This window comes from Levilactobacillus andaensis (genome assembly GCF_016861695.1).
Taxonomy (GTDB): domain Bacteria; phylum Bacillota; class Bacilli; order Lactobacillales; family Lactobacillaceae; genus Levilactobacillus; species Levilactobacillus andaensis.
Window position 1 is genome coordinate 21,540 of the sequence record NZ_BOLP01000014.1, and the last position, 24,152, is coordinate 45,691.

The 24,152-nt window shown below is 50.7% G+C and carries 17 protein-coding genes and 1 tRNA gene; 13 read left to right on the plus strand and 5 right to left on the minus strand.

Features of this window, described 5'->3' with window-relative positions; all coding sequences use genetic code 11:
* The first annotated feature begins 119 nt into the window (after positions 1-119).
* Complete coding sequence (locus tag JUF10_RS10475; protein WP_203642118.1) at positions 120-2,636, plus strand: ATP-binding cassette domain-containing protein; 2,517 nt, start codon at positions 120-122, stop codon at positions 2,634-2,636.
* 483 nt (positions 2,637-3,119) lie between these two features.
* On the opposite strand, the gene JUF10_RS10480 is transcribed toward JUF10_RS10475, so the two are convergent.
* Positions 3,120-3,356, minus strand: coding sequence for a hypothetical protein (locus JUF10_RS10480; RefSeq protein WP_203642119.1), 237 nt, complete (start codon positions 3,354-3,356; stop codon positions 3,120-3,122).
* A gap of 99 nt (positions 3,357-3,455) precedes the next feature.
* Positions 3,456-4,865 (minus strand): C69 family dipeptidase, encoded by a 1,410-nt coding sequence (locus JUF10_RS10485; RefSeq protein ID WP_203642120.1) that lies wholly within the window; start codon positions 4,863-4,865, stop codon positions 3,456-3,458.
* 541 nt (positions 4,866-5,406) lie between these two features.
* Between JUF10_RS10485 and JUF10_RS10490 the strand changes: the two genes are divergently transcribed.
* The 4 genes from JUF10_RS10490 (at position 5,407) to cuyB (ending at position 10,247) form a co-directional block, all read left to right on the plus strand.
* Complete coding sequence (locus tag JUF10_RS10490; RefSeq protein ID WP_203642121.1) at positions 5,407-6,108, plus strand: Crp/Fnr family transcriptional regulator; 702 nt, start codon at positions 5,407-5,409, stop codon at positions 6,106-6,108.
* Positions 6,109-6,257: 149 nt separating this feature from the next.
* Complete coding sequence (gene asnB / locus JUF10_RS10495; RefSeq protein ID WP_203642122.1) at positions 6,258-8,141, plus strand: asparagine synthase (glutamine-hydrolyzing); 1,884 nt, start codon at positions 6,258-6,260, stop codon at positions 8,139-8,141.
* A 133-nt stretch (positions 8,142-8,274) separates the two neighbouring features.
* Positions 8,275-9,531: a carboxylate--amine ligase gene (locus JUF10_RS10500; RefSeq protein ID WP_203642123.1), complete on the plus strand. Its 1,257-nt coding sequence runs from the start codon at positions 8,275-8,277 to the stop codon at positions 9,529-9,531.
* A 5-nt stretch (positions 9,532-9,536) separates the two neighbouring features.
* On the plus strand, positions 9,537-10,247 hold the full coding sequence (gene cuyB / locus JUF10_RS10505) for a cysteate racemase (protein ID WP_203642124.1): 711 nt from the start codon (positions 9,537-9,539) through the stop codon (positions 10,245-10,247).
* 435 nt (positions 10,248-10,682) lie between these two features.
* Here cuyB and JUF10_RS10510 read toward each other — a convergent pair whose 3' ends face one another.
* The 3 genes from JUF10_RS10510 to JUF10_RS10520 form a co-directional block, all read right to left on the minus strand.
* Complete coding sequence (locus JUF10_RS10510) at positions 10,683-11,024, minus strand: DUF1516 family protein (protein WP_203642125.1); 342 nt, start codon at positions 11,022-11,024, stop codon at positions 10,683-10,685.
* Between the two features lie 229 nt (positions 11,025-11,253).
* Entirely contained in the window at positions 11,254-11,784 is a 531-nt protein-coding gene (locus JUF10_RS10515; protein ID WP_203642126.1) for a dihydrofolate reductase family protein, read from the minus strand.
* A 71-nt stretch (positions 11,785-11,855) separates the two neighbouring features.
* Positions 11,856-13,166, minus strand: coding sequence for a peptidoglycan recognition protein family protein (locus JUF10_RS10520; RefSeq protein WP_203642127.1), 1,311 nt, complete (start codon positions 13,164-13,166; stop codon positions 11,856-11,858).
* A 333-nt stretch (positions 13,167-13,499) separates the two neighbouring features.
* Here JUF10_RS10520 and JUF10_RS10525 point away from each other — a divergent pair, with 333 nt between their 5' ends.
* The 8 genes from JUF10_RS10525 (at position 13,500) to JUF10_RS10560 (ending at position 24,146) form a co-directional block, all read left to right on the plus strand.
* Positions 13,500-13,730 carry a DUF2187 domain-containing protein gene (locus JUF10_RS10525; protein WP_048735769.1) on the plus strand — a complete coding sequence of 77 codons (231 nt, stop codon included), beginning with the start codon at positions 13,500-13,502 and terminating at the stop codon, positions 13,728-13,730.
* Positions 13,731-13,808: 78 nt separating this feature from the next.
* Positions 13,809-13,879 (plus strand) — tRNA-Gly (locus tag JUF10_RS10530).
* 318 nt (positions 13,880-14,197) lie between these two features.
* Positions 14,198-15,889 carry an arginine--tRNA ligase gene (argS, locus tag JUF10_RS10535; protein ID WP_203642128.1) on the plus strand — a complete coding sequence of 564 codons (1,692 nt, stop codon included), beginning with the start codon at positions 14,198-14,200 and terminating at the stop codon, positions 15,887-15,889.
* A 251-nt stretch (positions 15,890-16,140) separates the two neighbouring features.
* Positions 16,141-16,608 (plus strand): arginine repressor, encoded by a 468-nt coding sequence (locus JUF10_RS10540; RefSeq protein WP_125685907.1) that lies wholly within the window; start codon positions 16,141-16,143, stop codon positions 16,606-16,608.
* A 246-nt stretch (positions 16,609-16,854) separates the two neighbouring features.
* On the plus strand, positions 16,855-18,954 hold the full coding sequence (locus JUF10_RS10545) for a PBP1A family penicillin-binding protein (RefSeq protein ID WP_203642129.1): 2,100 nt from the start codon (positions 16,855-16,857) through the stop codon (positions 18,952-18,954).
* A gap of 567 nt (positions 18,955-19,521) precedes the next feature.
* Positions 19,522-19,866: a YlbF family regulator gene (locus JUF10_RS10550; protein ID WP_203642130.1), complete on the plus strand. Its 345-nt coding sequence runs from the start codon at positions 19,522-19,524 to the stop codon at positions 19,864-19,866.
* 466 nt (positions 19,867-20,332) lie between these two features.
* A complete protein-coding gene (locus JUF10_RS10555) occupies positions 20,333-21,535 on the plus strand; it encodes a metallophosphoesterase family protein (RefSeq protein ID WP_203642131.1) in 1,203 nt (400 codons plus the stop codon).
* The gene (locus JUF10_RS10560; RefSeq protein ID WP_203642132.1) at positions 21,525-24,146 is read left to right on the plus strand and encodes an ATP-binding protein; all 2,622 of its coding nucleotides are present in this window, start codon (positions 21,525-21,527) and stop codon (positions 24,144-24,146) included. Before JUF10_RS10555 ends, JUF10_RS10560 begins: the two co-directional genes overlap by 11 nt.
* Positions 24,147-24,152: the final 6 nt, after the last annotated feature.

Genomic DNA, 24,152 nt, shown 5'->3' on the forward strand with positions numbered 1-24,152 from the left:
CTTATTACGTCTAGTATACCTAGTCTCTGAGGGACCGGCAATGCCTTTTCTCAGATTAAATGTTAAGCTGGAAGATAACGCATACTTTTTAAATTGGATGAAAGGGGCCATTAGTTTTCATGCCAAATCAATCGGAGACACAATTACCAACTAAAATTAAGGTCCGGGGGGCCAAGGTCAACAACTTAAAGGACCTGGATGTGGACATTCCGTTAAATAAGTTCGTCGCCATCACCGGGCGAAGTGGGTCGGGAAAATCTTCCCTCGCCATGGGCGTCCTGTACGCTGAGGGCGCGCGACGGTATTTGAACGCATTGTCGACCTTTACTCGGCGCCGCATTAATCAAATGGGGAAGGCGGCCGTGGATTCAGTTGAGTATCTGCCATCCGCACTGGCCTTGCGCCAACGACCACAAGTCCCCGGAGTACGGTCGACCGTGGGGACGATGTCGGAGAGTTTTAACATTCTTCGGCTCGTTTTCTCCCGACTAGGGTCGCCCGTCTGTCCCAATGGCCATCAGGTGCCGCCGACCCTAGACGTGGCCGAAAATGATGGCTACGTCACTTGTCCGACCTGTGGTGTGACCTTTATGGCACCTGGAGCGGAAAGTTTTGCCTTTAACTCGGATGGCGCCTGTCCAACCTGTGGTGGTCTCGGCGAAGTCCGCCAGTTGGACGCGTCATTGATTATCGGCAATGAAGACCAGACGCTGGCAGAGGGCGCCGTGGCTTCCTGGCACCTCCCCGGTCGAAATTTCATGCCGACCGTGGCCAATGCCATCGGGATTCCAACTGATGTGCCCTACAAGGACTTGAGCGAAGCGGACAAACAACGCGTCTTGCATGGAAAGAAACAGTTCGTCTCGCTGGATATTCCTAGCAGTAAGGGAAAAATTTTCCATATGGATAAAGCCGTTTATGAAAACGCCTTTGCTGCCGTGGAAGATAGCATGGCGACCACAAAGAATGAACGGACGATTGCGAAACTCAATAAATTTTATACGTTTGACACCTGTCCGACCTGTCACGGCACGCGGTTGAACCCCGACTTACTTAAGCAGGAGCTCAATGGCAAGAACATCGCGGAAGTTTCTGATCTGCCCATCAATGAGCTCCGGGAGTTTGCTGGGACCATCGTCGCCTGGTTGCCCGCGGACATGCAACAATTAGGCCAGAGCTTAGTCGACGAACTGTTGTTGAGTGTCCAGCCCATGGTCGACCTCGGGTTGGACTACCTGACGCTGAGTCGGCCAGGGGCCACGTTATCGACCGGAGAGCTTCAACGAATCCAATTAGGTCGAACGCTGCGCAGTGCCACAACTGGCGTTTTATACGTCCTAGACGAACCGTCAGTTGGCTTGCATCCGGCCAATGTAACTGGCTTGATCAAGGCGTTTCGCGGCTTAGTTGCCCAGGGAAACTCCGTGGTGGTTGTCGATCACGATACACGGATCATCAGTGCGGCCGATTACGTCATCGAAATTGGTCCGGGTGCCGGTAAGACTGGGGGAACCGTTGTCGACGAAGGGCCGGTCGATACGATTGCGTCCAGTCCACACTCCTTGATTGCGCCCTTCTTAAATGGGACCGCAGAGTTACGTGAGCGCCCCCAGCTAGCACCTAAGGAGCTTTGGCAAAAGGGCAGTCTGGATATCGAAGTTCAACATCGCTTTAACATTGATGATGTCGCCGTTAAATTTCCCAAGAACCGGCTCACCACGGTGACAGGGATGAGTGGAGCCGGCAAGACGACACTGGTCTTGGACAGCTTGATTCCAGCAATCGAGGCGGATGTCGACCACCGGCCGTTGCCACAACACGTCACGCAATTGGACCGTGCCGGTGTGCGCCACGTGGTCAAGGTTGATTCCGTTCCGGTTGGGAAAAATGTGCGGTCAACGGTGGCCACGTACACGGATATTTTGGACCGGTTACGGAAGTTATTTGCCGCGACGCCTGAGGCCAAGAAGTTGGGCTACACGAACAGTCGTTTCTCCTATAATGTGAAGGCGGGGGCCTGCCCAATGTGTAACGGGACTGGTCAGATTTCACTGGACGTCCAGTATTTGCCGGACATCACGGAAGTCTGTCCGCAATGCCACGGGGAGCGTTACAATCAAGAAACGTTAGCCGTTAAATGGCAGGGGTACAGCATCGCCGATATCTTGGCCCTGTCTGTTGACGAAGCCCTTAAGGTTTTCACGGACGAAACAGGTATCGAACAGACGTTGCAGACGCTACATGACATGGGGCTGGGCTATCTCCTATTAGGGGAAAGTACGCCGGCACTGTCCGGTGGTGAGGCCCAACGTTTGAAGCTAGTGTCACGAATCGGCAAGCGCCAGACCGGCACGTTGTTCATTTTCGATGAACCCACGGTCGGCCTGCATCCCCTTGATATTCAGCAGCTGGTCAAAGTTTTCGACCAACTTTTACAACAGGGTGCAACGGTCATCGCCATCGAGCACGACCTCGACCTGATTGCCAATGCCGACTACGTCATCGACATGGGGCCAGGCGGCGGTATTGACGGTGGTCAGCTAGTCGCCACGGGAACGCCGGTTGCAGTCAGCGAAAATCCAGCCAGCGTCACCGGCAAATACCTGCGCGACCAATTGGAACTGTTTCAAAGATAGACTGTGCTTGAGTTGGCAACTTTAGTGGGTTCTTTCGCCTTACCGGCCGGCAGATATGGGCTGGAAACGGTGCGGACACAACTTGAAGCCTCGAAAAACGCGAGTCTCCAAGATTGGTCTTCTGCTAAGCCGCCAGAAAACCACCGGCGACCAAGCAGAACGACGCGCCTGAGCCCATATCTGCCGGCCTCTCGGCTAACATGGTTATTTATGGCAACGTAAGATAACAATTGAAAGTATTGCTATCGGGTGAGTCGGCAATGTAAGGTGTTAGTTAATTTCGACGTCCGTTGCTGAAAAACTCCAGTTTAAGCCGGAGGAGGCCAGGGATGGAGCCAGCCGTGAGCGAGAAGCCCGTTTCTCAGGCTGAAGCGTCCCCGCAGCAGGTGGAATCCCTGGCAGCCGCAGTGCGACAAAGTTTACTCAATCTAAGCCAATCAAAAAGCGCATCGTCGAAGTTAATCGGCGGTGCGCTTTAATTATTTACAATTTTTTGGAGACGGTATAACGCTTGGTGGTGGTTGGCTCCGTCTTATCAGTCAGCTGTTGTTCCGCTAAGAAGATATCGAATGACGGCTCGCCACGATCGCTTTTGACGACCAGCACGTGACCGGATTGATCGTGCCGTTCTTGATAGATCTGCGCCGTTTGAACGGCTTCATGATAATCGTGAAAGTTACCAATTGAATCACCAGGGTTGAAAAGTACAACTTCATCCATATAATCATTCCTTTCAGGGCTAGTTGCTAATTTCATTATAGCGCAGTTGCTCTGAAAACGATACCAATATACGACCAGAACGGATGGGCAACCTACCGACTAGAGGTTATCGTCCATGGTAAATGAGAGTGATGAGAGCTCCGCACTGGCCTGTACGAGTTTCCCAATCTGTTCTTGGATGGCGGCGTTAAATGCTTGGGCGGCCTTGGCGTTGACGATGCCGAGGCGCATATCGTTTGGCGCAGAAATAGCATCGCCACTCGTCAAACGTTGAATGCCCCAGGCCTGCATAGTGGTCAAGAAGTTATCCCGTAATTTCCGATTCTGGCGGTAGTGGTCTTCGCTCAAGACGTTGAGCAATTTAGCCGCCCAGTAAGGATTCTGACCATCATAACCCAGATTCTCTGCGGCAAAGGTGGCGTCAATCTGATTGCCAGCCGCGTAGACGGGGAGGTAGGGACTGAAGGCCGGATTCCCTAGTGCTTGCCAAATGACCCCAGCTAGCACGGGCACAACGTCTCTTCTGAGTTGTAAAATATGCGAATTTTGTGTCCGGGAAAGGCCGACTGCCCGGAATTGGTGCCGTTCCTGTTCAGTGCCGTTACCTAACGGATCAAACGGGGTCTCCTGGTAGTGTGAGCCCAGAAAGGCCTCGACTTGGGGCACACTGATCTTCTGTTCGGCGTGACGAATGAAGGGCAGTTCCATACTGGTCGGCTCCTCGAAGGCACTCGGCGTGAATAATTTGTGACCATACCAGACACGAGGCGTATTGTAATGCGCGTCATCTGCTGTGTGGGTCCCAAAGATGTGGCGGGAGTTGAAGCGATTGCCGTCTGGATTCAACCGATGGGCCTGAACGAAGTGTTGGATGTTGGCAGATGTCATGAAGTTGTCGGCATCGTCAAAATCAACATCTTCAATGGCTAACTGGTTGGCGACCACGGCGTAAGCGTCATCGGGGATGCGTTGGGCGACCCAGTGATGTCCGCTGACGATTTCCATGTACCAGACTTCATCGACATCGCTGAACAGGACGCCGTTTGTTTCGGCGGCCCCAGCAGTGGTGACCAATTGGCCTAGGCGCTGAATCCCGGCCCGAGCGGAGTCAATGTAGGGGAGAACCACGGTGAGCATGGCATCTTCGGCAATCCCGTCGGCAACTAAGGGGTCAACGCCCAGCACGAGACTGTTGGTATAGGCACTCTCGGTCGCGCTCATGGCGACGTTATTAGCGTTGATGCCGCTCTCTTCGTAGTGGCCTTCATCGGGATTGGTGTCGGGCATCGCCGTATAATGGACGGCCTGCTCCGGCAAGGTCGTCGTGAAGTGATTGTTTTTGGAGATAAATGTCAGGTCGCGGGGCTCATCGGCGGGATGGACTACGGCATGTTTTGGCCAAATCGCCACAAAATTATCTTCATTGCGGGCAATAATGGTGCTCCCGTCAATGGTGGCGTGTTTACCGGCTAAAAATGAGGTACAAGCTTGGTGCGTAAAGCGTGACATGAAAGGTCCTCCTTCAGGGATAAAAAGCGTAATATTGAAATCACTATAGCACATTTTACCGACATGAGGCGTCTTTTACCGTTTTCCAGCTGGTCTTTGCTAAAATAGGAATAATCGGTGCGCCACGAAACGTTGTCGATAGTCCTGGCTTGGATTAGAATAGAGACTATTCAGGCCGTTGAAAATCGTAGGCTAAAATAGTAATCAGTGAGCTGGGTATGGTTGGCTTATGTCTGGCCATCACTTGCGGATAAATGTCAAGGCATAAGTTTCGGGATGAGTCCGTAGTGGAAATTTATAGGGATTGGCTTTTGTGGCCTTAGATTAGCTGTGTAAGCCGAGAGGCCGGCAGATATGGGCTCAGGCGCGTCGTTCTACTTGGTCGGCGTTCTTGGCAGGCTTAGTAGAAAACCAATCTTTAAGACTCGCGGTTTTCGAGGCTTCAAGTTGTGTTCGCACCGTTCCAGCCCATATCTGCCGGCCGGTAAGGCGATGGACCTACCATGTTGCAATACATAAAATTTCAAAAGGAGATGCCGTCATGGAACATGGACATCAACATGAGCACTCGATAGAACGCGAACGGGAATGCGTAATCGGCGTGCCGATTTTTCAGCAATTATCCGATGACCAGATCACCTCGGTCGCTAAGGTGACCCGCCCGATTCACGCGGATAAGGGGGGCACCGTCTTCAGCGCTGGCGAGGTTTCCCAAACGCTGTACATTGTCAATCAGGGACAGGTCCGGCTTTATCATTTAGGTGATGACGGTCACGAGCAAGTTTTGCGGGTCCTGAATCCCGGCGACTTTGTTGGGGAAATCGCGTTGTTTACCGATGAAATCCATAGTTCTTACGCCGAGGCAACGACCACGACCGAACTCTGCACGATTTCGCGAGCTTCGTTGACGGCCTTGATCAAGTCCTTACCGCCATTGGCTTTGTCGCTATTAGGGGCGCTAGCGGTACGGCTCAAGACGGCCGAGAAGCAGGCCACCTTACTGGCCATTCCGGATGCGTTACCACGGCTAGCCGGCTACCTGCAGGAGCTGAGCAGTCACCGCACCGGGACGTTTGACCTGCCTATGAGTAAGCAAGACTTAGCGGCCTACCTAGGGATGACGCCAGAATCACTCAGCCGCAAGCTGAAGCAATTGAGTACCAAAGGGGTCTTAGAGACGGTCGGGCGGCGACAAGTTAAGGTGATCAACGTTGCCAAACTTGCCGAACTGGCTCCTGAATGAGGGCTTTGATAGCTATCTCGTTAAGAATCCTTAATAATATGGTATTCCCGAATTAAATTTGCTAGAATAATGAGTGTTGTGTTTCATTTAAATTTAAATTTTAATGAACGACCAAATCAAAGACTAAACAAGAAAAAGGGGATACGCACATGTGTGGATTCGTTGGCTATGTGAATCAAAAGGATGTTCCGACAACCACGATCAATGATATGGCAGATCGGATCAAACACCGGGGGCCAGATGATGCTGCTTACTTCCATGACGAACAAGCCGTAATGGGGTTCCGTCGGTTATCGATCATTGACTTGGCTCACGGGAGACAACCGATGTATAACCGTGACCAAACGAAGGTGTTGACCTTCAACGGTGAAATTTATAACTATCAAGAGATTCGAGAAGACTTAAAGAAGTTAGGCTACGAATTCAAAACGGATGTGGACTCAGAAGTTTTGATCCACGGGTACGATGCCTGGGGACCAAAGCTGTTGGATCGGCTCCGGGGCATGTACGCCTTTGCCATTTATGATAAGACGAAGAACGAAGTCTTTGGCGCCCGGGATCACTTTGGGATCAAGCCAATGTACTACTACGATGATGGCAAGACCTTCCTTTGGGCTTCCGAAATCAAAGCGTTCCTCGAACATCCTAATTTCAAGAAGGAATTCAATGAAGAACTCTTGCCAATTCACTTGAGTTTTGAATTCATTCCTTCCCGCGAAACCATGTTCAAGAACGTCTACAAGGTATTGCCTGGTCAATACTTCATTCACCACGCTAACGGGGAGACCGAAACTCACCGGTACTTCAAGTTCAACTACGACCATATCGATAACACTCAAACAGTCGAAGAAGATGCCAAGAAGATTCGCGGTATCGTTGACGAATCCGTTAAGACGCATATGATCGCCGACGTTGAAGTCGGGAGTTTCTTATCCAGTGGGATCGATTCTTCCTACGTGTTGAACGAGGCTTCTAAGCTCCAACCCATCCAATCCTTCTCCTTAGGGTTCAAGAACTCCAAGTACAGTGAATTGAGCTGGTCTACGGAATTTGCCAAGGAGATCAAGCAGAAGAACACGCCACTTTACATGACGGGGGACGACTACTTCGATATCTTGCCAACCATCATGTACTACATGGACGAACCCTTATCCAACCCATCAGCAATGCAGCTTTACTACCTGTCAAAGGGGACCCGTGAAGCCGTTAAGGTAGCGTTGTCTGGTGAAGGTGCCGATGAATTCTTCGGTGGGTACAACACGTATCTCGAAGCCATTCCGTTCGAACGTTACCAGAAATGGGTTCCGGGTGGCATTCGGAAGATGCTGGGTGGCATCGCTGAAAAGTTCCCTCGGTTCCATGGTCGCCGGTTCTTAGTTCGGGGTGCTCAACCATTGAGCGAACGCTACTACCGGGTCAACTATGTATTTGACTACCATGACCGGAACAAAATCTTGAAGAACCCCAAGCTCAACCAAGATGCCGGGGCCTACACCAAGCACTTGTTTGACGACGTTAAGGGCTTAGACGAAATGACGCAGATGCAGTACTTCGACATCAACACCTGGTTACCTTATGACATCTTGCATAAGGCCGATCGGATGAGTATGGCGAACTCGCTGGAAGTGCGGACACCATTGGTCGACAAGGAAGTAGCGAAGTTCGCCGCAACCATGCCAGTCAAGACGCGGATCCATACCGATGAGACCAAGGTGTCTCTGCGGGCCGCTGCCGAATCTGAGTTACCAGAACGGGTAGCGAAGAAGGAAAAGATGGGCTTCCCATCCCCAATCGCGACTTGGATCAAGACGGAACCTTACAAGTCACGGATCATCGAAGCATTTAACTCCGACGTGGCGCACAAGTTCTTCAACACGGACGCGCTGATGGATATTTTACACGAACACATCAACGGCAAGTCCAGCATGCAAAAGATCTTCACCATCTACACGTTTATCTTGTGGTACGAAGTTTACTTCCCAGAAGACACGACGGCTAAGACGGTGGACCTGGTTCGCCGCACGCAAATTTAATTTAAAAACGGCATGGCTTTTTGGCTGGCCGATAACGATCAAGGTTGCTATTGGACTCGTCCGCTAACAACCTTGATTGTGTTTACTTAGCTTTAAAGAATCTAAGACCATTGTGAAGGGACTTTTAGTTGTTATGGAAACCAATGGAGTAAAATTCACGCCCATCTTACTGGGGAGTGACTTTAACGTTTACGGGATGGCGCGGTCATTTTATGACTTGTACCACGAACCCGTTCAGGCCTTTGCTAGTATCCAATTAGCACCGACCCGTTACACGAAAATTGTTAACTTGGAACTGATCCCGGGGTTTGACGAAGATCCCGTTTGGATTGAAACCATGCGTAAGCTAAAGGCCCGTTACGCGGACCATCCAGAACCCGTCATCCTGATTGGGTGTGGGGATGGCTATGCGCAACTGATCAGTAAGCATAAGGACGAATTGGAAGACGTCTTCATCTGTCCTTACGTGGATTACGACAAGTTACGGCATCTGAACAACAAGGAAAACTTCTACAAGGTGTGTGACCAATACGGTCTGCCTTATCCCGCAACGCGGATCATCACCAAGGCTGACGCAACTGGCGAGCAACCCGTTGAACAACCCTTTGATTACCCGGTTGCATTGAAGCCAGCCAACAGTGTTGAATGGCTCGACGTGCACTTCGAGGGCCGGAAAAAGGCCTTCCGGATTCAATCTGAGGCCGAATTCCGTGATATCGTGGGTAAGATTTACGCCAACGGCTACACGTCCGACCTCATCTTGCAGGACTTTGTGCCTGGGGATGACAGCAACATGCGGGTCGTGAACGCCTACGTTGATCAAAATCACCACGTTAAGATGATGTGTCTGGGTCATCCGTTATTGGAAGATCCAGCACCATCCGCAATCGGTAATTACGTGGCCATCATTCCGGAATATAACGAAACGATCTACCACAACATCCAGAAGTTCTTGGAAGCCATCGACTTTACCGGTTATGCCAACTTCGACATGAAGTACGATGTCCGCGACAAGACGTTTAAGTTGTTTGAAATCAACTTGCGTCAGGGCCGGAGTAGTTTCTTCGTGACGTTGAACGGCTACAACTTAGCTGACTGGGTCGTGAAAGACTACGTCAAGGGGACGCTGACCGATGCGCCAACCGTTTACGGTAACCAAGACGAAAGCAAGCACGCACTGTGGTTAGGTGTGCCCGTCAAGGTCTTCAAGCAGTACACGCGTGAAAATGCGGACAAGGATCGGGCATTGAAGTTGATTGCTGCCGGCAAGTTCGGCACGACCTACCGCTACGATCAGGACATGAACTTGAAGCGTTGGGCCCTGATTCAGTGGATGCAACACAACTATACGGTTAACTTTAAGAAGTATTTCGCAGAAAACAAGGGGTAATTGCCATGCAAAAATTCTTTACAATCATTGGCGGCATGGGGACGATGGCTACCGAAAGTTATTTACACCAACTTAACTTACGGACGCCAGCCCATGCCGATCAGGATTACTTGAATTATATTTTGGTCAACCACGCGACGGTCCCGGACCGGACGGCTTACATTTTCGATCACAGCCAACCTAGTCCACTACCTGATCTGCTAGAAGATATCCAACAGCAGAGTAAGCTGGGCCCAGAGTTTTTCACGTTGCCTTGCAACACGGCCCATTATTTTTATGACGAGTTGCAGGCGGCAACCGACGTGCCACTGCTCCATATGCCACGGGAGACGGTCAAGGAGATTACCCGCAAGTACCCGCATGCCAAACGCATTGGGATTACTGGGACGCGGGGAACCATCAAGGACCGCATCTATGAACAGGAATTGCAGGCAGCTGGGCTGACACCAGTGCTGCCGACGGATGCCATCGAAGACGAAACGATGGAGCTGATCTATACGCACATCAAGGAGCAAAATGAGGTGGATGCTGAACTGTATCACCGCATTCTGCGCCAAATGGTGACGGAGCAGGACGCTGAGGTCGTTATCTTGGGCTGTACGGAATTGTCGTTAGCTCAGGAGCGCGAACCCGAAACTGACCTGCCATTAGCGGACAGTCAATCCATTTTGGTCAACCGGACCATTGAACTGGCGACTAAGATGCGTCAAGAATAATCAAATCAAAAAGCCTTACTCGGTTGCGAGTAGGGCTTTTTGATTGGCGTAAATTGGTCGCACTGCGGCTGCCAGGGATTCCGCCTGCTGTGGGGACGCTTCAGCCTGAAGGGACATCAGGCTTCTCGCTCGCTTTTAATCCGTGAAGGCCACACGTCTTAAAAGTCGCCCATCATGATAGCTGGCTGCATCCCTGTTCTCCTCCGGCTTTGATTGTCGGTGACCATAATAACTGTTGAAAGACTTACAAACTGTTGTTTATCCAATCCAATTGATAATGAATTGGAAGGTCATGGCCTTAGTCACCAGCAGGCAATCATAGCAGCTGAGCAAGTTGTAAATATGGAGACTGGCGTACCATGCATCCGTTCCAACTAAGGTAATGCTGGACGACAAAAAGAGCCACGACCACATGCCGTAGCTCTTCTATGTACTCTATCTGAAAGCCAGTGTCAATCCTAGTCCCACGGTAATCAGGGCAACGATTCCTAAAATCCAGTAGATGATATGCGACGTTGATCGTTCCATTTTACGACCAAAGCCAATTTCGATTAGGGCAATCGTGCCGATCCCTAGTAAAAATTTCAGGCTGATTAACAACGGGGCGTGACTGAAGGTGCGGATACTGAGCACGACGCCACTGATAATCATGACTAAATAAGCGATGCGGGCAAGAATCAAAAATTGGGTTGCGCGTTTCTCGGAATGGCGGGTCAAACCACCAATGACCAAAACGGTCAACACGATCCAGGTCCAGAAATGCAGGGCTAACCACATACTAACCGCTCCTTTTCTAACGTAATGTCTTTAGCCTACCATAATCAGCGGTGACTGGGTATTAATTTGAGAACCGAGCTAGTGTAAAAATGAAGTCGTCTTAGGCCCTTTGTCATACTGGCTACCGAACTGGAATCAATAGGATTGTCGTACTCCAATCTAACATCTACAGTATTTCTTGACCGCAATGTCTACCGCGTGAATGATCAGTAGCCACAGTGCGGAAATTTTACGCCATCTTGTGATAGATTAGTTCGGCAAGGGGACCGATGGTGTGCGCTGTGACCAATTCGAATTGGCGGGGGGCGGCTAGGTTGCCGAAGAGGCGTTTGCCGTTGCCCAGCATGATGGGGGCAATCTGCAGGTAGAGGTCATCGATGAGATTGGCCGCTAGCAGTGGGGTGAGGACGTTCTGACCGCCGACCACCCAGACGTTGCCCGATTCTTGTTGCAGTCGCTGAGCCAAGGCCACAACGTCCTCAGCCGTAAAGGTAGCCGTCGGGGTGTTGGGTCGTGATTGCCGTGTCAGGACGTAGCTGTGCATGGCGGGATTGGCTGGGTTAAATGGCATGTCGGGGGCTAATTTGGCCACGTAGTCGAAAGTGACCCGGCCCATGATGGCGCTGGTCATCTGTGAAAGCACCGCTTGACCAGTATCAGCCGGAATATTAGCGAGGGTGGTCAGCCAGTCGATGTTGTCATCACTAGTGGCAAGGTAACCGTCCAAAGACGTTGCACCGTAAAATTGAATTTTTCCCATGTGTCTAAGCTCCTTTTAGGTAGAAAAAACGAGTTTGGACATGTCAGCCAAACTCGTTTTTAAAAGATCTATTAACCCACTTCAGTCAAACTCGTACTCTTGACCCAGTAGGATTTGTTATTTAATGTGAAGCGGAACCAGGTCGATTGGTCGCTAGCCTTGTAGCCTTGCTTGTTGACCTTAATCTTAGTTCCGGCAGCGAAGTCCTTGGTGTGCGCCGTGGTCTTGGACAGGTAATTCGAGTTCAAGACGTGGTTGTACAGAGAGAAGTTGCTGCTGGTGTTGAGCGTGAAGGACTTGTTGGCGTCCGTGTAAGTGACCTTAGGGAAGTTCAAGGCCTTACTGTAGACCCAGTACTTGTAGCCGGAGTTCTTGCTGAAACGAATCCGGTACCAGGTCCCACTCCAGCCGCCTTTCTTTACGCCACGGCTGTCAACGTAGACCTTAGCGCCACGATAGTCAGAGCTTAAGCGACCCCAACCGATCTTGTAGGCACCGCTCGTCCCCTTAACGTGGTTGTAAACGGTCCAGTTCGTGTAGTTGTTCGCGAGGGTCGCCGTTTCGTTGTTCCCACCATGGTAGTACTTGACCGTCTTTTGCTTGACGGTCGTAGTGTGATCCGTCGAACTGTCGGACGTGCTATTCGAGTTCGTGTTCGAGCTTGAGTTGTTTGAGCTAGAACTAGATGATGAGCTTGATGAGCTATCCGTGGTGTCAGTCGTTGTGCCACCCAAAGCCGCATATTGCGTCTTGACCAACGTCACGAAGTCATCCATGTTGTACGTCGTGCCAAAGTAGGTCCGGGCGTTGGTTGACCAGTAGCCATCTGGATCGGTATGCGTGGTCCCACCTAATAAGTTAGTCACGTCGTGGTGAGAAAGCACCGTTGTGTAGCGCTTAGGCGTCAAGCCGTATTGCTTTAAAATGTAGGCCGTGTAGTAGGCGGCGTTGTTCAGCTCTGAGGCAAAGGCAGCCTTAGAGTGGACTTCAATCTGCTCGAATTGAACGTAGCGCGCATTGGCAATCGGTCCGGCACCCCAGCAAAGATACTGGGTGTTGGCAATGTTAATGATGCTGTTAGCGTCAACGAACGTGTGGACAAAGGCATTTTGATAGTTTCGTTGCATATAAGCAATTTCATTATAAATAGTTGAGTTTGGGTTAGCCGTTTCGTGGACCACAACCCCCTCGGGCTTACCATAACGGTAATTGTTCTTAGGAAAACCGGCCCAAATCTTACTGGTAATCTGAGGTGTTGCATAATTTTGACTCGCAATGTAGTCATTGATTGAATTTGCACTGGCGTTGGTTGACCAAAACAGGCCGACACTACCCGCTAATAGAGCGATTCCCCGAACCGCCCAGCGATGCCATTTCTTCATACTTATCTTCTCCTCCTGTAACAATCTCTTATAAATAACGGTATAACGCAACGCCTAAATTATAACGTATTTTCCGGGAGTTGCGTATTGATTAAGAAAACAATTTTTTATCCGGTCGTTCGGGAAACTCTCATAATATTTGATATTGTGGAAACATTAGTCGTGAATTGCTTGGTTTGGCGCTGTTAACATCAAAAAGAATCGATAAAGTTCGGAATCCGGCCATTATTTCAAACTCCTTACAATTCGATTGCGAGTTCGAGAAAGACTTTGCTTGCGTGAGTCCGCTAAGTTAGCTATAATGTTACTTTGCATACGAAAGGAGCGACGAACATGGCTGAGACTACTGAGATTAAGATTGGCGATTACGTTGCGGCAAAGAAATTTGGTCCATTGGAACACGGATTTACCGGAGAAGTGACCAAAGTGTATGATAATTCAGTTTTAGTTGAAATTAGAGACTACGATCCGGCCGATAAAACGGCGGTGGGTGACATGAATAACCGTGCTGTTGTGCGGAAGTCAGCTGCTAAGATTACGGGACACGTAGCGGATAAAAACTAACTTTTGTAACTTTTTTTGAATTTATTTGCAAAAAATGATGACAACTCACAGATGGTATGCTATACTTTTCTGTGTTGTGCGGGTGTAGTTTAGTGGTAAAATTCAAGCTTCCCAAGCTTGCGTCGCGGGTCCGATTCCCGTCACCCGCTTTCGAATGTTGGGCGGCCTTCTGGGTCGTCTTTCTTATTTATTCGAAAGCTTTTCATCGTCATTGCATAAGTACGTGAGGAAACTTCTTTTCAGCGAATCCGGGAGGCTGCGAGCCGGATAGGAAGACCACATGGAACGGGGCAGTGAACGACATTTAAACTGAATTTTAAAGTGGACTTAAAAGTCAATCAGAGTGGTACCGCGGGTCGTCTCGTCTCTTACAAATAATTTTGTAGGGGGCGTTTTTTTATCCTGCGAACCAAATGGTGTAGACTGAGACTATCAACGTCACTCAAGAAAGTAGGAGGAATATCAGGATGGATTACAAACAAACGGTTACAGCAGTTCTGGCTACTGCGTTAGACGGACAATTGACTGCGGACGAAATTTCCGCTAAGTTGGAACGCCCAAAGACGTCAGACAAAGGGGACATGGCGTTTCCCACGTTTACGTTAGCTAAGTTATTACACAAGGCACCACAGCAGATTGCACAGGACCTGGCCGACAAACTCGACACGACGGCCTTTGAAAAGGTTGAAGTGGTGGGGCCTTACCTGAACTTCTTCTTCGACAAGGGTGCGTACAGTGAAGCTACGCTGGACACGGTGCTGACGGCTGGTGCCAACTACGGTCAAAACGAAGATGGCAACGGTGGTAACGTGCCAATCGATATGTCTTCACCTAACATTGCTAAGCCAATGTCCATGGGTCACTTGCGGTCAACGGTGATTGGGAACTCCATCGCCGAAATCTTGACCAAGAACGGCTATCACCCAATCAAAGACAATCACTTGGGTGACTGGGGCACACAATTCGGGAAGCTCATCACGGCTTACAAGCTGTGGGGGAACGAAGAAGACGTCAAGAAGGATCCCATCAACAAGTTGGTGGAATACTACGTCCGTTTCCATAAGGAAGATGTTGACAAGCCAGAACTTGACGACGTTGCCCGTGAATGGTTCAAGAAGCTCGAAGACGGCGACCCAGAAGCCCATCATCTGTGGGAATGGTTCCGGAAGGCTTCCCTGCAAGAATTCAATGACGTTTACGAAGAACTTGGTGTGAAGTTTGATACCTACAATGGTGAAGCCTTCTACAATGACAAGTTGGCCGAAGTCGTTCAAATCTTGAAGGATAAGAACTTACTGGTTGAATCTCAAGGCGCCCAAGTCGTTGATTTGAGCAAGTACGACTTGAATCCCGCATTGATCTTGAAGAGTGACGGGGCCTCCCTGTACATCACGCGAGACATTGCGACCGCTCTGTATCGTGACCGGACTTACAAGCCAGCCAAAAACTTATACGTGGTTGGTTCCGAACAAACTTACTACTTTAAGCAATTGAAGGCTGTGTTGAAGGAAATGGGCGTGCCATCAGCTGACGACTTACAACACGTGCCATTCGGTCTGATTACCGTTGATGGGAAGAAATTGTCCACCCGTTCAGGTCGGATCATTCTGTTGGCAAAGGTTTTGGAAGAATCCATCAAACTGGCCGGCGAAGAAATCAACGAAAAGAATCCTGACTTGGCTAACAAGGAAGAGGTTGCTAAGCAGGTCGGTGTTGGGGCCATCGTCTTCGGTGACTTGAAGAACGAACGGACCAACAACATCGACTTCGTCTTAGCTGACCAATTGAAGTTCGAAGGTGAAACGGGTCCTTACGTCCAATACTCTCACGCTCGGGCTGAAAGCATCCTGCGCAAGGCGGGGAACGTTGACGTGACGGCTACTGGTAACCAAGTGGCCGACCCAGAGGCTTGGGATACGATCAAGACGTTGGCCGACTTTCCAGCGATGGTCAAGATGGCCTGCGACGAACTCGAACCATCTGTCATTGCCAAGTATGCTATTCGTTTGGCCAAGACGTTCAACAAGTACTATGCGCACTCTAAGATCTTGACGGAAGACGCCGACCTACCAGCACGTTTGGCACTGGTTAAGGCTGTTTCCACGGTCTTAAAGGAAAGCTTACGTCTCTTGGGTGTCCAAGCACCAGACGAAATGTAATTAAACCAATGTGTGAGAAGGCTGCCGTCATGGGGCCTTTTTTTGTTGGTGTGAAATGGTCGCACTGCGGAATCCCTGGACACCGTAGTGCAAACGAATCACATCACTCTGGTTCGCAACTGTGTTAAGTAAGGTTCTTTGCGTTGAAAACGAATATTTGGTACACTTACTTTATAAATATGCAGAGTCATGTGGCTAAATTCCGCATCCTTTGTTATACTTAATGCAAATTTATGCGGGAGGGTCGCCATATGAAAAAAAGTATTCGCCAAGCACGCATTGAACAATTAATTAACCAATACCCCATCGGAACACAAGAAGAACTGATGGAACACCTTGAGGAGGTTGGCATTCAGGCGACCCAGGCCACCATTTCCAGAGACATTCGGGAAATGCAGATCGTTAAGGCCCAAGATGGCCATGGGCACCTGCGTTACACGATTTTTAAGGCCGGTAACCGTAGCGAAGAAGAACACCTCAAGGAAACCATTAATGAAGTGGTGACGGGGCTAACGCGCGTTGAATTTGTCAACATTTTGAAAACGCTGCCGAGTAATGGGAACCTGCTGGCAGCCATCTTTGATGATTTGAATTTACCAGAGATTGCCGGGACGTTAGCCGGTCACGACACCATCTTCATCATTAGTCCCAATGCCGAAGTCGCCGAGAAACTCCACGACGAAATTGCGGCTGAAATGAATCCAGAAATTATCCATTAAATTCAAAAAACGCCAGCCGGTCGATTGCCGTTTGGCGTTTTTTTACTAATGTTAAGTTGATTTAAAATTGGCGATGATCGTTGGTCCAACGGCATTACTCGCAAATTAAGCTTGCTTAAAGGTTCTTAAAGTTTGGGAGAAAGTGGGGAGACCCCGCGTGACTATGCTAAAATAGTTTTAATACAATTGAGGGGCATGCTGTGGCGCGACCACAACACGTAACTATGATAGAAGAGGCTACTTAAAATGAATAACCAACAACCTAATCAGACTTTTTGGTCAGGCTTTAAAATACGGTTCAAGCAGTTCTGGCGGCGATTTCAAATGACCCGCTGGCTGATTGTGGTCATTCTCACCCTCGTTTTCGTGATGAGTGCGTACCTGACGTTTATGGCGAAAACGGCCAACGTTGGGGACCTCAAAGCTGCGTTGGAAAACCCAACCCAGATTTATGACCGTAGTAATCAAAAGGCCGGCACGCTATACTCCCAGAAGGGAACCTACGTGGCGTTGTCCAAAATTTCAACCAATGTTCAAGACGCCGTGGTCTCCACGGAAGACCGGAACTTTTACCACGAGTACGGGTTTTCTGTAAAGGGCTATGCGCGGGCATTTTTCCTGTATGCCAAGAATAAAGTGTTACGCAGAGGCTACATTAGTGGTGGGGGAAGTACGTTGACCCAACAATTAGTGAAGAATGCGTACTTAACTCAGGAGCAGACGTTTACGCGGAAGTTCAAGGAACTTTTCCTATCGATCGAAGTGGAAAATGTCTACAGCAAGAAGGATATTCTGTCGATGTACCTGAACAATGCCTACTTCGGCAACGGGGTCTGGGGGGTTCAGGATGCCGCCAGACGTTATTTCGGTAAGAGTGCCGCTACATTGACGGTTCCGGAATCCGCCGTGTTGGCTGGTATGTTGACGTCGCCGAGCGCCTACAACCCAATCGACCATCCCAAGGCGGCTAAAGCTCGTCGGAATGTCGTGTTGGGGTTGATGGCAGAGACTGGAGCCATCACGAGTGACGCGGCCAAGCAGTACCAGGCTAGTGCGTTAACGACGACCGACAACTACGCCTACAAGAATAGTTACAAGTATCCGTATTTCTTCGACGCTGTCATCAACGAGGCTGTTAGCAAGTATGGCTTGACGGAATCAGAAATCATGAACAAGGGGTATAAAATCTACACGACGTTGGATCAGGCGAACCAGACGCAGATGCAGACCCTCTTTAAAAATGATGCTTACTTCCCAGCCAATGCCAGCGATGGGACCAAGGTTCAGGCGGCAAGTATTGCGATCGACCCGAACACGGGTGGTGTCGAGGCTGTCGTCGGTGGCCGTGGTCAACACGTCTTCCGGGGCTACAACCGGGCCACGCAGATGCGGCGGCAACCGGGGTCGACCATTAAGCCGTTGGCCGTTTACACGCCCGCGCTGGAAAATGGCTACTACTATGATTCCGAATTGACCGATAAGAAGCAGTCATATGGGACCAATAAATATTCACCACACAACTATGGGAACCAGTACAGTGGGAAGGTGCCGATGTATTCGGCCTTAGCGCAGAGTAAAAACGCACCGGCCGTTTGGTTGCTTAACAAGATTGGCGTCGACAAAGGGTACGAGTCCGTGAAGAAATTCGGCCTGCCCGTCTCGAAGTCGGATAAGAACTTAGCGTTAGCGCTGGGTGGCTTGAAGACCGGGGTCTCGCCACAACAATTGGCGCAGGCCTACACAGCGTTTGCCAACCAGGGGACGATGAGCTCGGCGCACTACATTCGCAAGATCGTCGATGCCTCCGGTAATGTCATTGTGGATAACAGTGACACCAAGGCTAAGCAGACCAAGGTCATGTCGCACAAGGTCGCTAAGGAAATGACCAGTATGATGATGGGCGTCTTCAACTACGGGACGGGTGCGAGTGCTAAACCGTATGGCTATACGATTGCCGGGAAGACCGGGAGTACCGAAGCCGATGGGGATGCCGATGCAACCCGTGATAAATGGATTGTGGGATACACGCCAGACGTTGTTGTGACGACCTGGGAAGGTTTCGACAGTACCAGCTCGACGCACCATTTGGAGGACGTGAGTGGTACCGGCGAAGGTCCACTGTACCAGGCAGAAATGCAGGCCATCTTGCCAAATACCAAGGGCACGGCATTCGACACGAAGGATGCCTCGACCATTGCCAAGGCCGAAAGCAACGGGACCAGCTCGTCAGGTAGCGACGTCTGGGATCAAGTCCAAAAGGGTATCGACAATGCCGGCAAGCAGTTCAACAACGCTGCCGACACGGTCAAGTCCTGGTGGGAAAAGGCAAAGTCGGCCTTGAACTAGGGTAGTGTGGATATAACATTGCCGCACTGCGGCTACCAGGGATTCCGACTGCTGTGGGGACACTTCAGCCTCTACTGCTGTAAGATTGGTATGACTTAACTTTAAATAATTGTTTTGATGGACGTGATGGTTGATTGGAAAATTTCAATTAGCCATCACGTCCATTTTCGTTTATGTCGTATTTGGTTGCGGCCTCTGAGGATAAATGGATAGGTCACACTACGATTATTAGCTAGCATGACCGTATATTCTGTCTGAACTTCATAATGGGAAATCACTAACCTTAGCCGCAGGAGGCCAGAGATGGAGCCAGCCGTGACGACGATGTTTGTCGGGGTATTTTCCCGACTTACATCGTGGGACGATCTGAGAGACGCGTGAACTTCGCGGCTTTCAGGCGAGCCGGAAGCCATCGGCTGGAGGCGTTCCCCATGGCAGGCGGAATCTCTGGCAGCCGGAGGCGACCACTTTAAGCAAGTGTAGAATTTTCGTTGGGCCCAAGGAAAAAGCATGGTACAATGAATAGGTGGTAATTCTGGGCATAAGGCCCAATTAGGAGGAACACCAATGGCTGACAAGATGCAAGACTTGAGCGAACAAATCGCCCAAGCACTACAAGATACGGATCAATTTAAGAGTCTCAAAGCTTCTTTCGAGGCAATGAAGGCAGACGACGACACCTACACGCTGTTCAAGCAATTCCAACAAATTCAGTTGGACTTACAACAGAAGCAGATGGCCGGCCAACAATTAACTGACGACGAAATGAAGAACGCCCGTGAAGTTGCTGACAAGGTTGCTAAGATTGATACCATCAAGGCTTTAATGGAAGCAGAACGGGGCGTTAACGACCTGTTATCCAACTTAAATAAGATGATTACCGAACCCATCCAAAACATTTACCAGGGCTAGGCAAAGGATCGTCGGCGCAACCACTCATTCGGGAGGTCGGTGCCGGCGATTTTTTTCGATTCAGACTAAAGAGTACAAAAACGATTGGTGGCTTCCTCGCCTTACCGGCCGGCAGATATGGGCTGGAACGGTGCGAACACAACTTGAAGCCTCGAAAGCCACGAGTCTCCAAGGTTGGTTTTCTGCTAAGCCGGTGGGAAAATCACCACCAGCTAAGCAGAACGACGCGCCTGAGCCCATATCTGCCGACCTCTCGGCTAAACACGGTGGTCCTCTGGCAGCTAAAATGATTATAAAAGTTGTTGTCAGTTAGATTGGAAAATTTGCTGAGTACGAGGTGTTGAGCAATTATTATGGTCGCGTGCAGTCTAAGCCGGAGAAATTCCTGGTAGACCTAGTGCAATCAGGTCACATTAGTTTAATAATCAGTAAATTTGATTCAGATAGAAAAGGGGGAGCTCTTACCGTGAAATTTATTCATGCAGCAGATTTACATTTGGATAGTCCATTTCTGGGATTGACCACCCTCCCCAGTGCGTTACTGGCAACGGTGCGGCAGTCAACTTTTTCCGCGGCGACCCGAATTTTTGACCGGGCCTTGGCGGAGCACGTTGACTTTGTGGTGTTGGCGGGCGACCTCTTTGACCGTTCAGAACAGAGTGTGGCGGCCCAGGCATTTCTGTTTCAGCAGTTTCAGCGGCTGGCTGATGCCCAGATTCCAGTTTTCATCAGCTTCGGGAACCACGACTACGCTGCTGATCAGCATCAGACGGTCGCGTATCCGGCCAATGTGACCACGTTTGGCCCCGAGGTGGGGACGGAGACCATCACGCTGACTTCCGGTGAAACCGTAGCGGTCAGTGGCTTTAGCTATCCCGAACGGTGGGTCACGGCTGATCCGGTCAGCGACTTTCCAGACCACGCGCAGACGGATTGGCACATTGGTCTGTTGCACGGGGCGGTGGCAACGGGGAGTGCTGACCACTATGCGCCGTTTACCATCGCAGAATTACTGGCTAAACGTTACGATTACTGGGCGTTAGGTCACATCCACCACCGTCAGTTGTTAAATGAACAGCCGCCGATTTTATATGCCGGAAATCCACAGGGGCGGTCGATCAACGAGACGGGGACCAAGGGTGCCTATTTGGTCACTAGTCAGCAGGGAAAGTTGGTACCGGAATTCTTTGAGACTGGCGTGGTTGATTGGGAAACACCGATCGTTCAGCTCACGGCGACCACTTTAAGCGAGTTGGGGGACCAAGTGACGGCATGGCTGGTCGAGCATCCGGCAACGAAACCGACGCTGACGGGAATGACGGTTGAGTTGGCGGCCACGATGGCAGAGTCCGTTTCGAGCGATTGGCTCAGTCTATTTCAGAAGACACATCAACGCCAGATGAAGGCCAGTCAACAGTTCATCACGCGGTTAAATGTGACGACTCCAGCGGCCACCTTGACTGCTCCTCAGCTGGATCAACGGTATTGGGAGCAGGGGGCCACAACCGTTTTCACTGCGGCTAACGAAGAGCAGCTTTTCGGCAAATTAGCACAGAATCCAGCGCTGGCCGACTGGTTCGCGCAACCGACAACACGCACGCAGCTACGGGAGTTGGCAGAACAAGACTTACGACAGGCAATGGGAGAGGCGGGTCACGATGTATCTTAACCAATTAACGATTTATGGGTTTGGTAAATTTCATGACCGGACCTTCGACCTCACTGCGGGACTAAACGTTCTGGTGGGACCCAATGAGGCTGGTAAATCAACGCTGACTCAATTTATCACGGCTATCTTGTTTGGCTTTCCGACCAAAAAGCATCCGGAATTGCGGTATGAACCGCTGGATGGCAGTCGCTTTGGCGGCGAGATTACCTTTACCCGGGAGCAAACGCGCTACCTGGTGACACGGACGGATGGCCCACGCGGAGGAACCGTCACGTTGCGGGACCTGACGACGGAAATGACGCTGCCAGCAGCGAGCCTGCCACATCTGCTAGAACCAGTCGATGAAACGTTGTTTACCAACGTTTATGCCATGAATGAACCGCGGTTAGGCACCGTCTTTTCCGCATCCAAACAGGAATTGGTCGACCGATTACGCCATGTCGGCGCTATTGGCAGTGACTTTTGGCTGCAACAGGCGCAGACACTTGGGAAACAAGCGGATGAGCTTTATAAACCACAAGGGCGTAATCCCATTTTAAATCAGCAACTACATGAACATCAGGAACTTACAGCCAAGCTTGCCAAGGCCAAGGCCGCGTATGGGACGTACTGGGATCTCCTCCAGCGGCAACAAACGCAGCGGCAGCAACAGGGGGAACTTCAACAACAATTGCAACAGCAACGGCAGGTCACGGCGCAGCTCGAACAACAGGCCGCTAGTTGGCCGACCTTCGTGCAGTGGCAACAGCTAGCGCAACAACAACCGCTCACAACGACGGGGTTTGCCCGGGCAGATGCGACCGAATTGGAGCGGCTTACCAGTAAGACGACGGCGATGACGACGACCTTAAAAGAGGGCCAGGCCAAACTGCAACAATTACAGCAAACGACAAAATTGTCGCCGCTGTTCACCCAGTATTTGGCGGCAACGGCCCAAGTTGACCCGTTATTCGAGCAGCTGGCAATGGTTAAAGCGGCCAATGAGACTTGTGAGCGACTACGAGCGAGTCAGCAGGATTATCAGCAACGGGCGACGGCTATCGAGCAACAATATGCGCCGGACGGTCAGATGCCACGCCCATTTTCATTGGCGACGATGCAGCAGGTCAAACGATTGCGGGAAAAGCTGGCGACGGCCAATCAAAAACGGCGTCAGTTGCAACAGGAGTTGAACCGTCTCAATGAGGATTATCGTCAAGCGCAGCCAACCCGGCGACAACAGCACAATCCCCTAGCGGATAAGCAGTTGGGATGGTTAGCGGCCGGTCTGGTTATCTTGGTAGGTGCCATGTTTCTTCCCGGGACACTCTTTAAGTTGATTGGGGCGTTGGGTGGGGTGGCGGTCGGTTATTACGGCGCCTTCATCGTGGATGGTGAGACGCCGGCAAGTCGGCAACTGCAAGACTTAACCGACAGTATTCGCGATATTCAAGCCCAGCTTCGCGAGGGTGGGCAGCAGGAAGACGCCCTGACCAATCAGCTGGAAGCCGTGGGTGATTCCTACGGTTTGGGGCAGATTCCGGTGGAGCAATGGTCGGCGGCACAGGCGGCCATTGGCGAATGGGAGCACCTGACCCAACAACTGCAGCAGACGGCGGAGCAAGTGACGACCGCAACGCAGACCATCAGTGAGTTTCAAATGGCGGTCGCCCAAGCCTTACCCGAGCTACAAAATCAGCCGTTAGCAACGGTTCTCCAACAACTGGCAGGGCTGCAGGTGACCCGTCAGGCCCTCAGTTCGCAGCAAACGGATCTGACGACTGTGGCTACAGACATTCAGCGGACTCAGCACGCCCTGACCCAGGCCCAACACGCCGAGGAGACCTTCTTGCGGACGCGAAACCTGACAACGGTCGACGAGTTCTATCACCATTACCAGCAGATTCGTGAACAGGACAATCAAACGGCCCAGCAGCAGGCACTAGCGACACAACTAGGGCCAGCGATGCAGAAAGCCTTGCAGCAGTATGCGACGCAAGCTGAGCTGACAGTCACTGTCCAACAGGCCCAGCAGCAACAGCAGGCTTTGCAAGGGAAGCTGGATACGCTGACAACGAGTTTGGCAACGTTAGCAGGTCAGCTTGACCAACTGACGGCCAGCGGGACGCAAGCTAGTTTGCAACAAAAATTAGCCAACCTAGAGGCCCAGATGCAGGAAACGGCGCAGGCTTGGTTGACAAAAAATTTGACCCGCCAATGGATTGCGGCGACCTTAGCGGCGGCTTCGGGTGACCGTTTACCCCAAATTGTGGCCCAAGCTAGTGAATTTTATGGCAAATTAACTGAAAACCGGTATACTGAAATTGAATTAACCCCCAATACATTACGGGTTCAATTGGCAACGGGAGAGTGGCGCGAGGTTGGCCAACTCTCCCGGGGCACGGCGGAGCAGCTGGATTTAGCCGTTAAATTGGCTTTCGCGGTGGTCATGAACCAACGCGTCGGCATGCCGTTAGTGATCGATGATGGCTTAGTGAACTTTGATGAGCATCGGCGACAAGCGGCTTATGCGCTCTTAGCTGAAATTAGTGAGACGGTGCAGGTGATTTTTCTGACGGCCGATGTCACGGTAAATGCGATTGCGGGAAATTTGATTCGGTTAACTGACTAGGAGGGA

Excerpts from the sequence above, each read along its gene's own strand:
- JUF10_RS10510 (WP_203642125.1), bottom strand. The coding sequence starts at position 11,024 with ATGTGGTTAGCCCTGCATTTCTGGACCTGGATCGTGTTGACCGTTTTG.
- JUF10_RS10545 (WP_203642129.1), top strand. The coding sequence starts at position 16,855 with ATGAATAACCAACAACCTAATCAGACTTTTTGGTCAGGCTTTAAAATA.
- JUF10_RS10490 (WP_203642121.1), top strand. The coding sequence starts at position 5,407 with ATGGAACATGGACATCAACATGAGCACTCGATAGAACGCGAACGGGAA.
- JUF10_RS10525 (WP_048735769.1), top strand. The coding sequence starts at position 13,500 with ATGGCTGAGACTACTGAGATTAAGATTGGCGATTACGTTGCGGCAAAG.
- JUF10_RS10550 (WP_203642130.1), top strand. The coding sequence starts at position 19,522 with ATGGCTGACAAGATGCAAGACTTGAGCGAACAAATCGCCCAAGCACTA.
- JUF10_RS10480 (WP_203642119.1), bottom strand. The coding sequence starts at position 3,356 with ATGGATGAAGTTGTACTTTTCAACCCTGGTGATTCAATTGGTAACTTT.
- JUF10_RS10500 (WP_203642123.1), top strand. The coding sequence starts at position 8,275 with ATGGAAACCAATGGAGTAAAATTCACGCCCATCTTACTGGGGAGTGAC.
- argS (WP_203642128.1), top strand. The coding sequence starts at position 14,198 with ATGGATTACAAACAAACGGTTACAGCAGTTCTGGCTACTGCGTTAGAC.
- JUF10_RS10475 (WP_203642118.1), top strand. The coding sequence starts at position 120 with ATGCCAAATCAATCGGAGACACAATTACCAACTAAAATTAAGGTCCGG.
- JUF10_RS10520 (WP_203642127.1), bottom strand. The coding sequence starts at position 13,166 with ATGAAGAAATGGCATCGCTGGGCGGTTCGGGGAATCGCTCTATTAGCG.
- cuyB (WP_203642124.1), top strand. The coding sequence starts at position 9,537 with ATGCAAAAATTCTTTACAATCATTGGCGGCATGGGGACGATGGCTACC.
- asnB (WP_203642122.1), top strand. The coding sequence starts at position 6,258 with ATGTGTGGATTCGTTGGCTATGTGAATCAAAAGGATGTTCCGACAACC.
- JUF10_RS10515 (WP_203642126.1), bottom strand. The coding sequence starts at position 11,784 with ATGGGAAAAATTCAATTTTACGGTGCAACGTCTTTGGACGGTTACCTT.
- JUF10_RS10540 (WP_125685907.1), top strand. The coding sequence starts at position 16,141 with ATGAAAAAAAGTATTCGCCAAGCACGCATTGAACAATTAATTAACCAA.
- JUF10_RS10560 (WP_203642132.1), top strand. The coding sequence starts at position 21,525 with ATGTATCTTAACCAATTAACGATTTATGGGTTTGGTAAATTTCATGAC.
- JUF10_RS10485 (WP_203642120.1), bottom strand. The coding sequence starts at position 4,865 with ATGTCACGCTTTACGCACCAAGCTTGTACCTCATTTTTAGCCGGTAAA.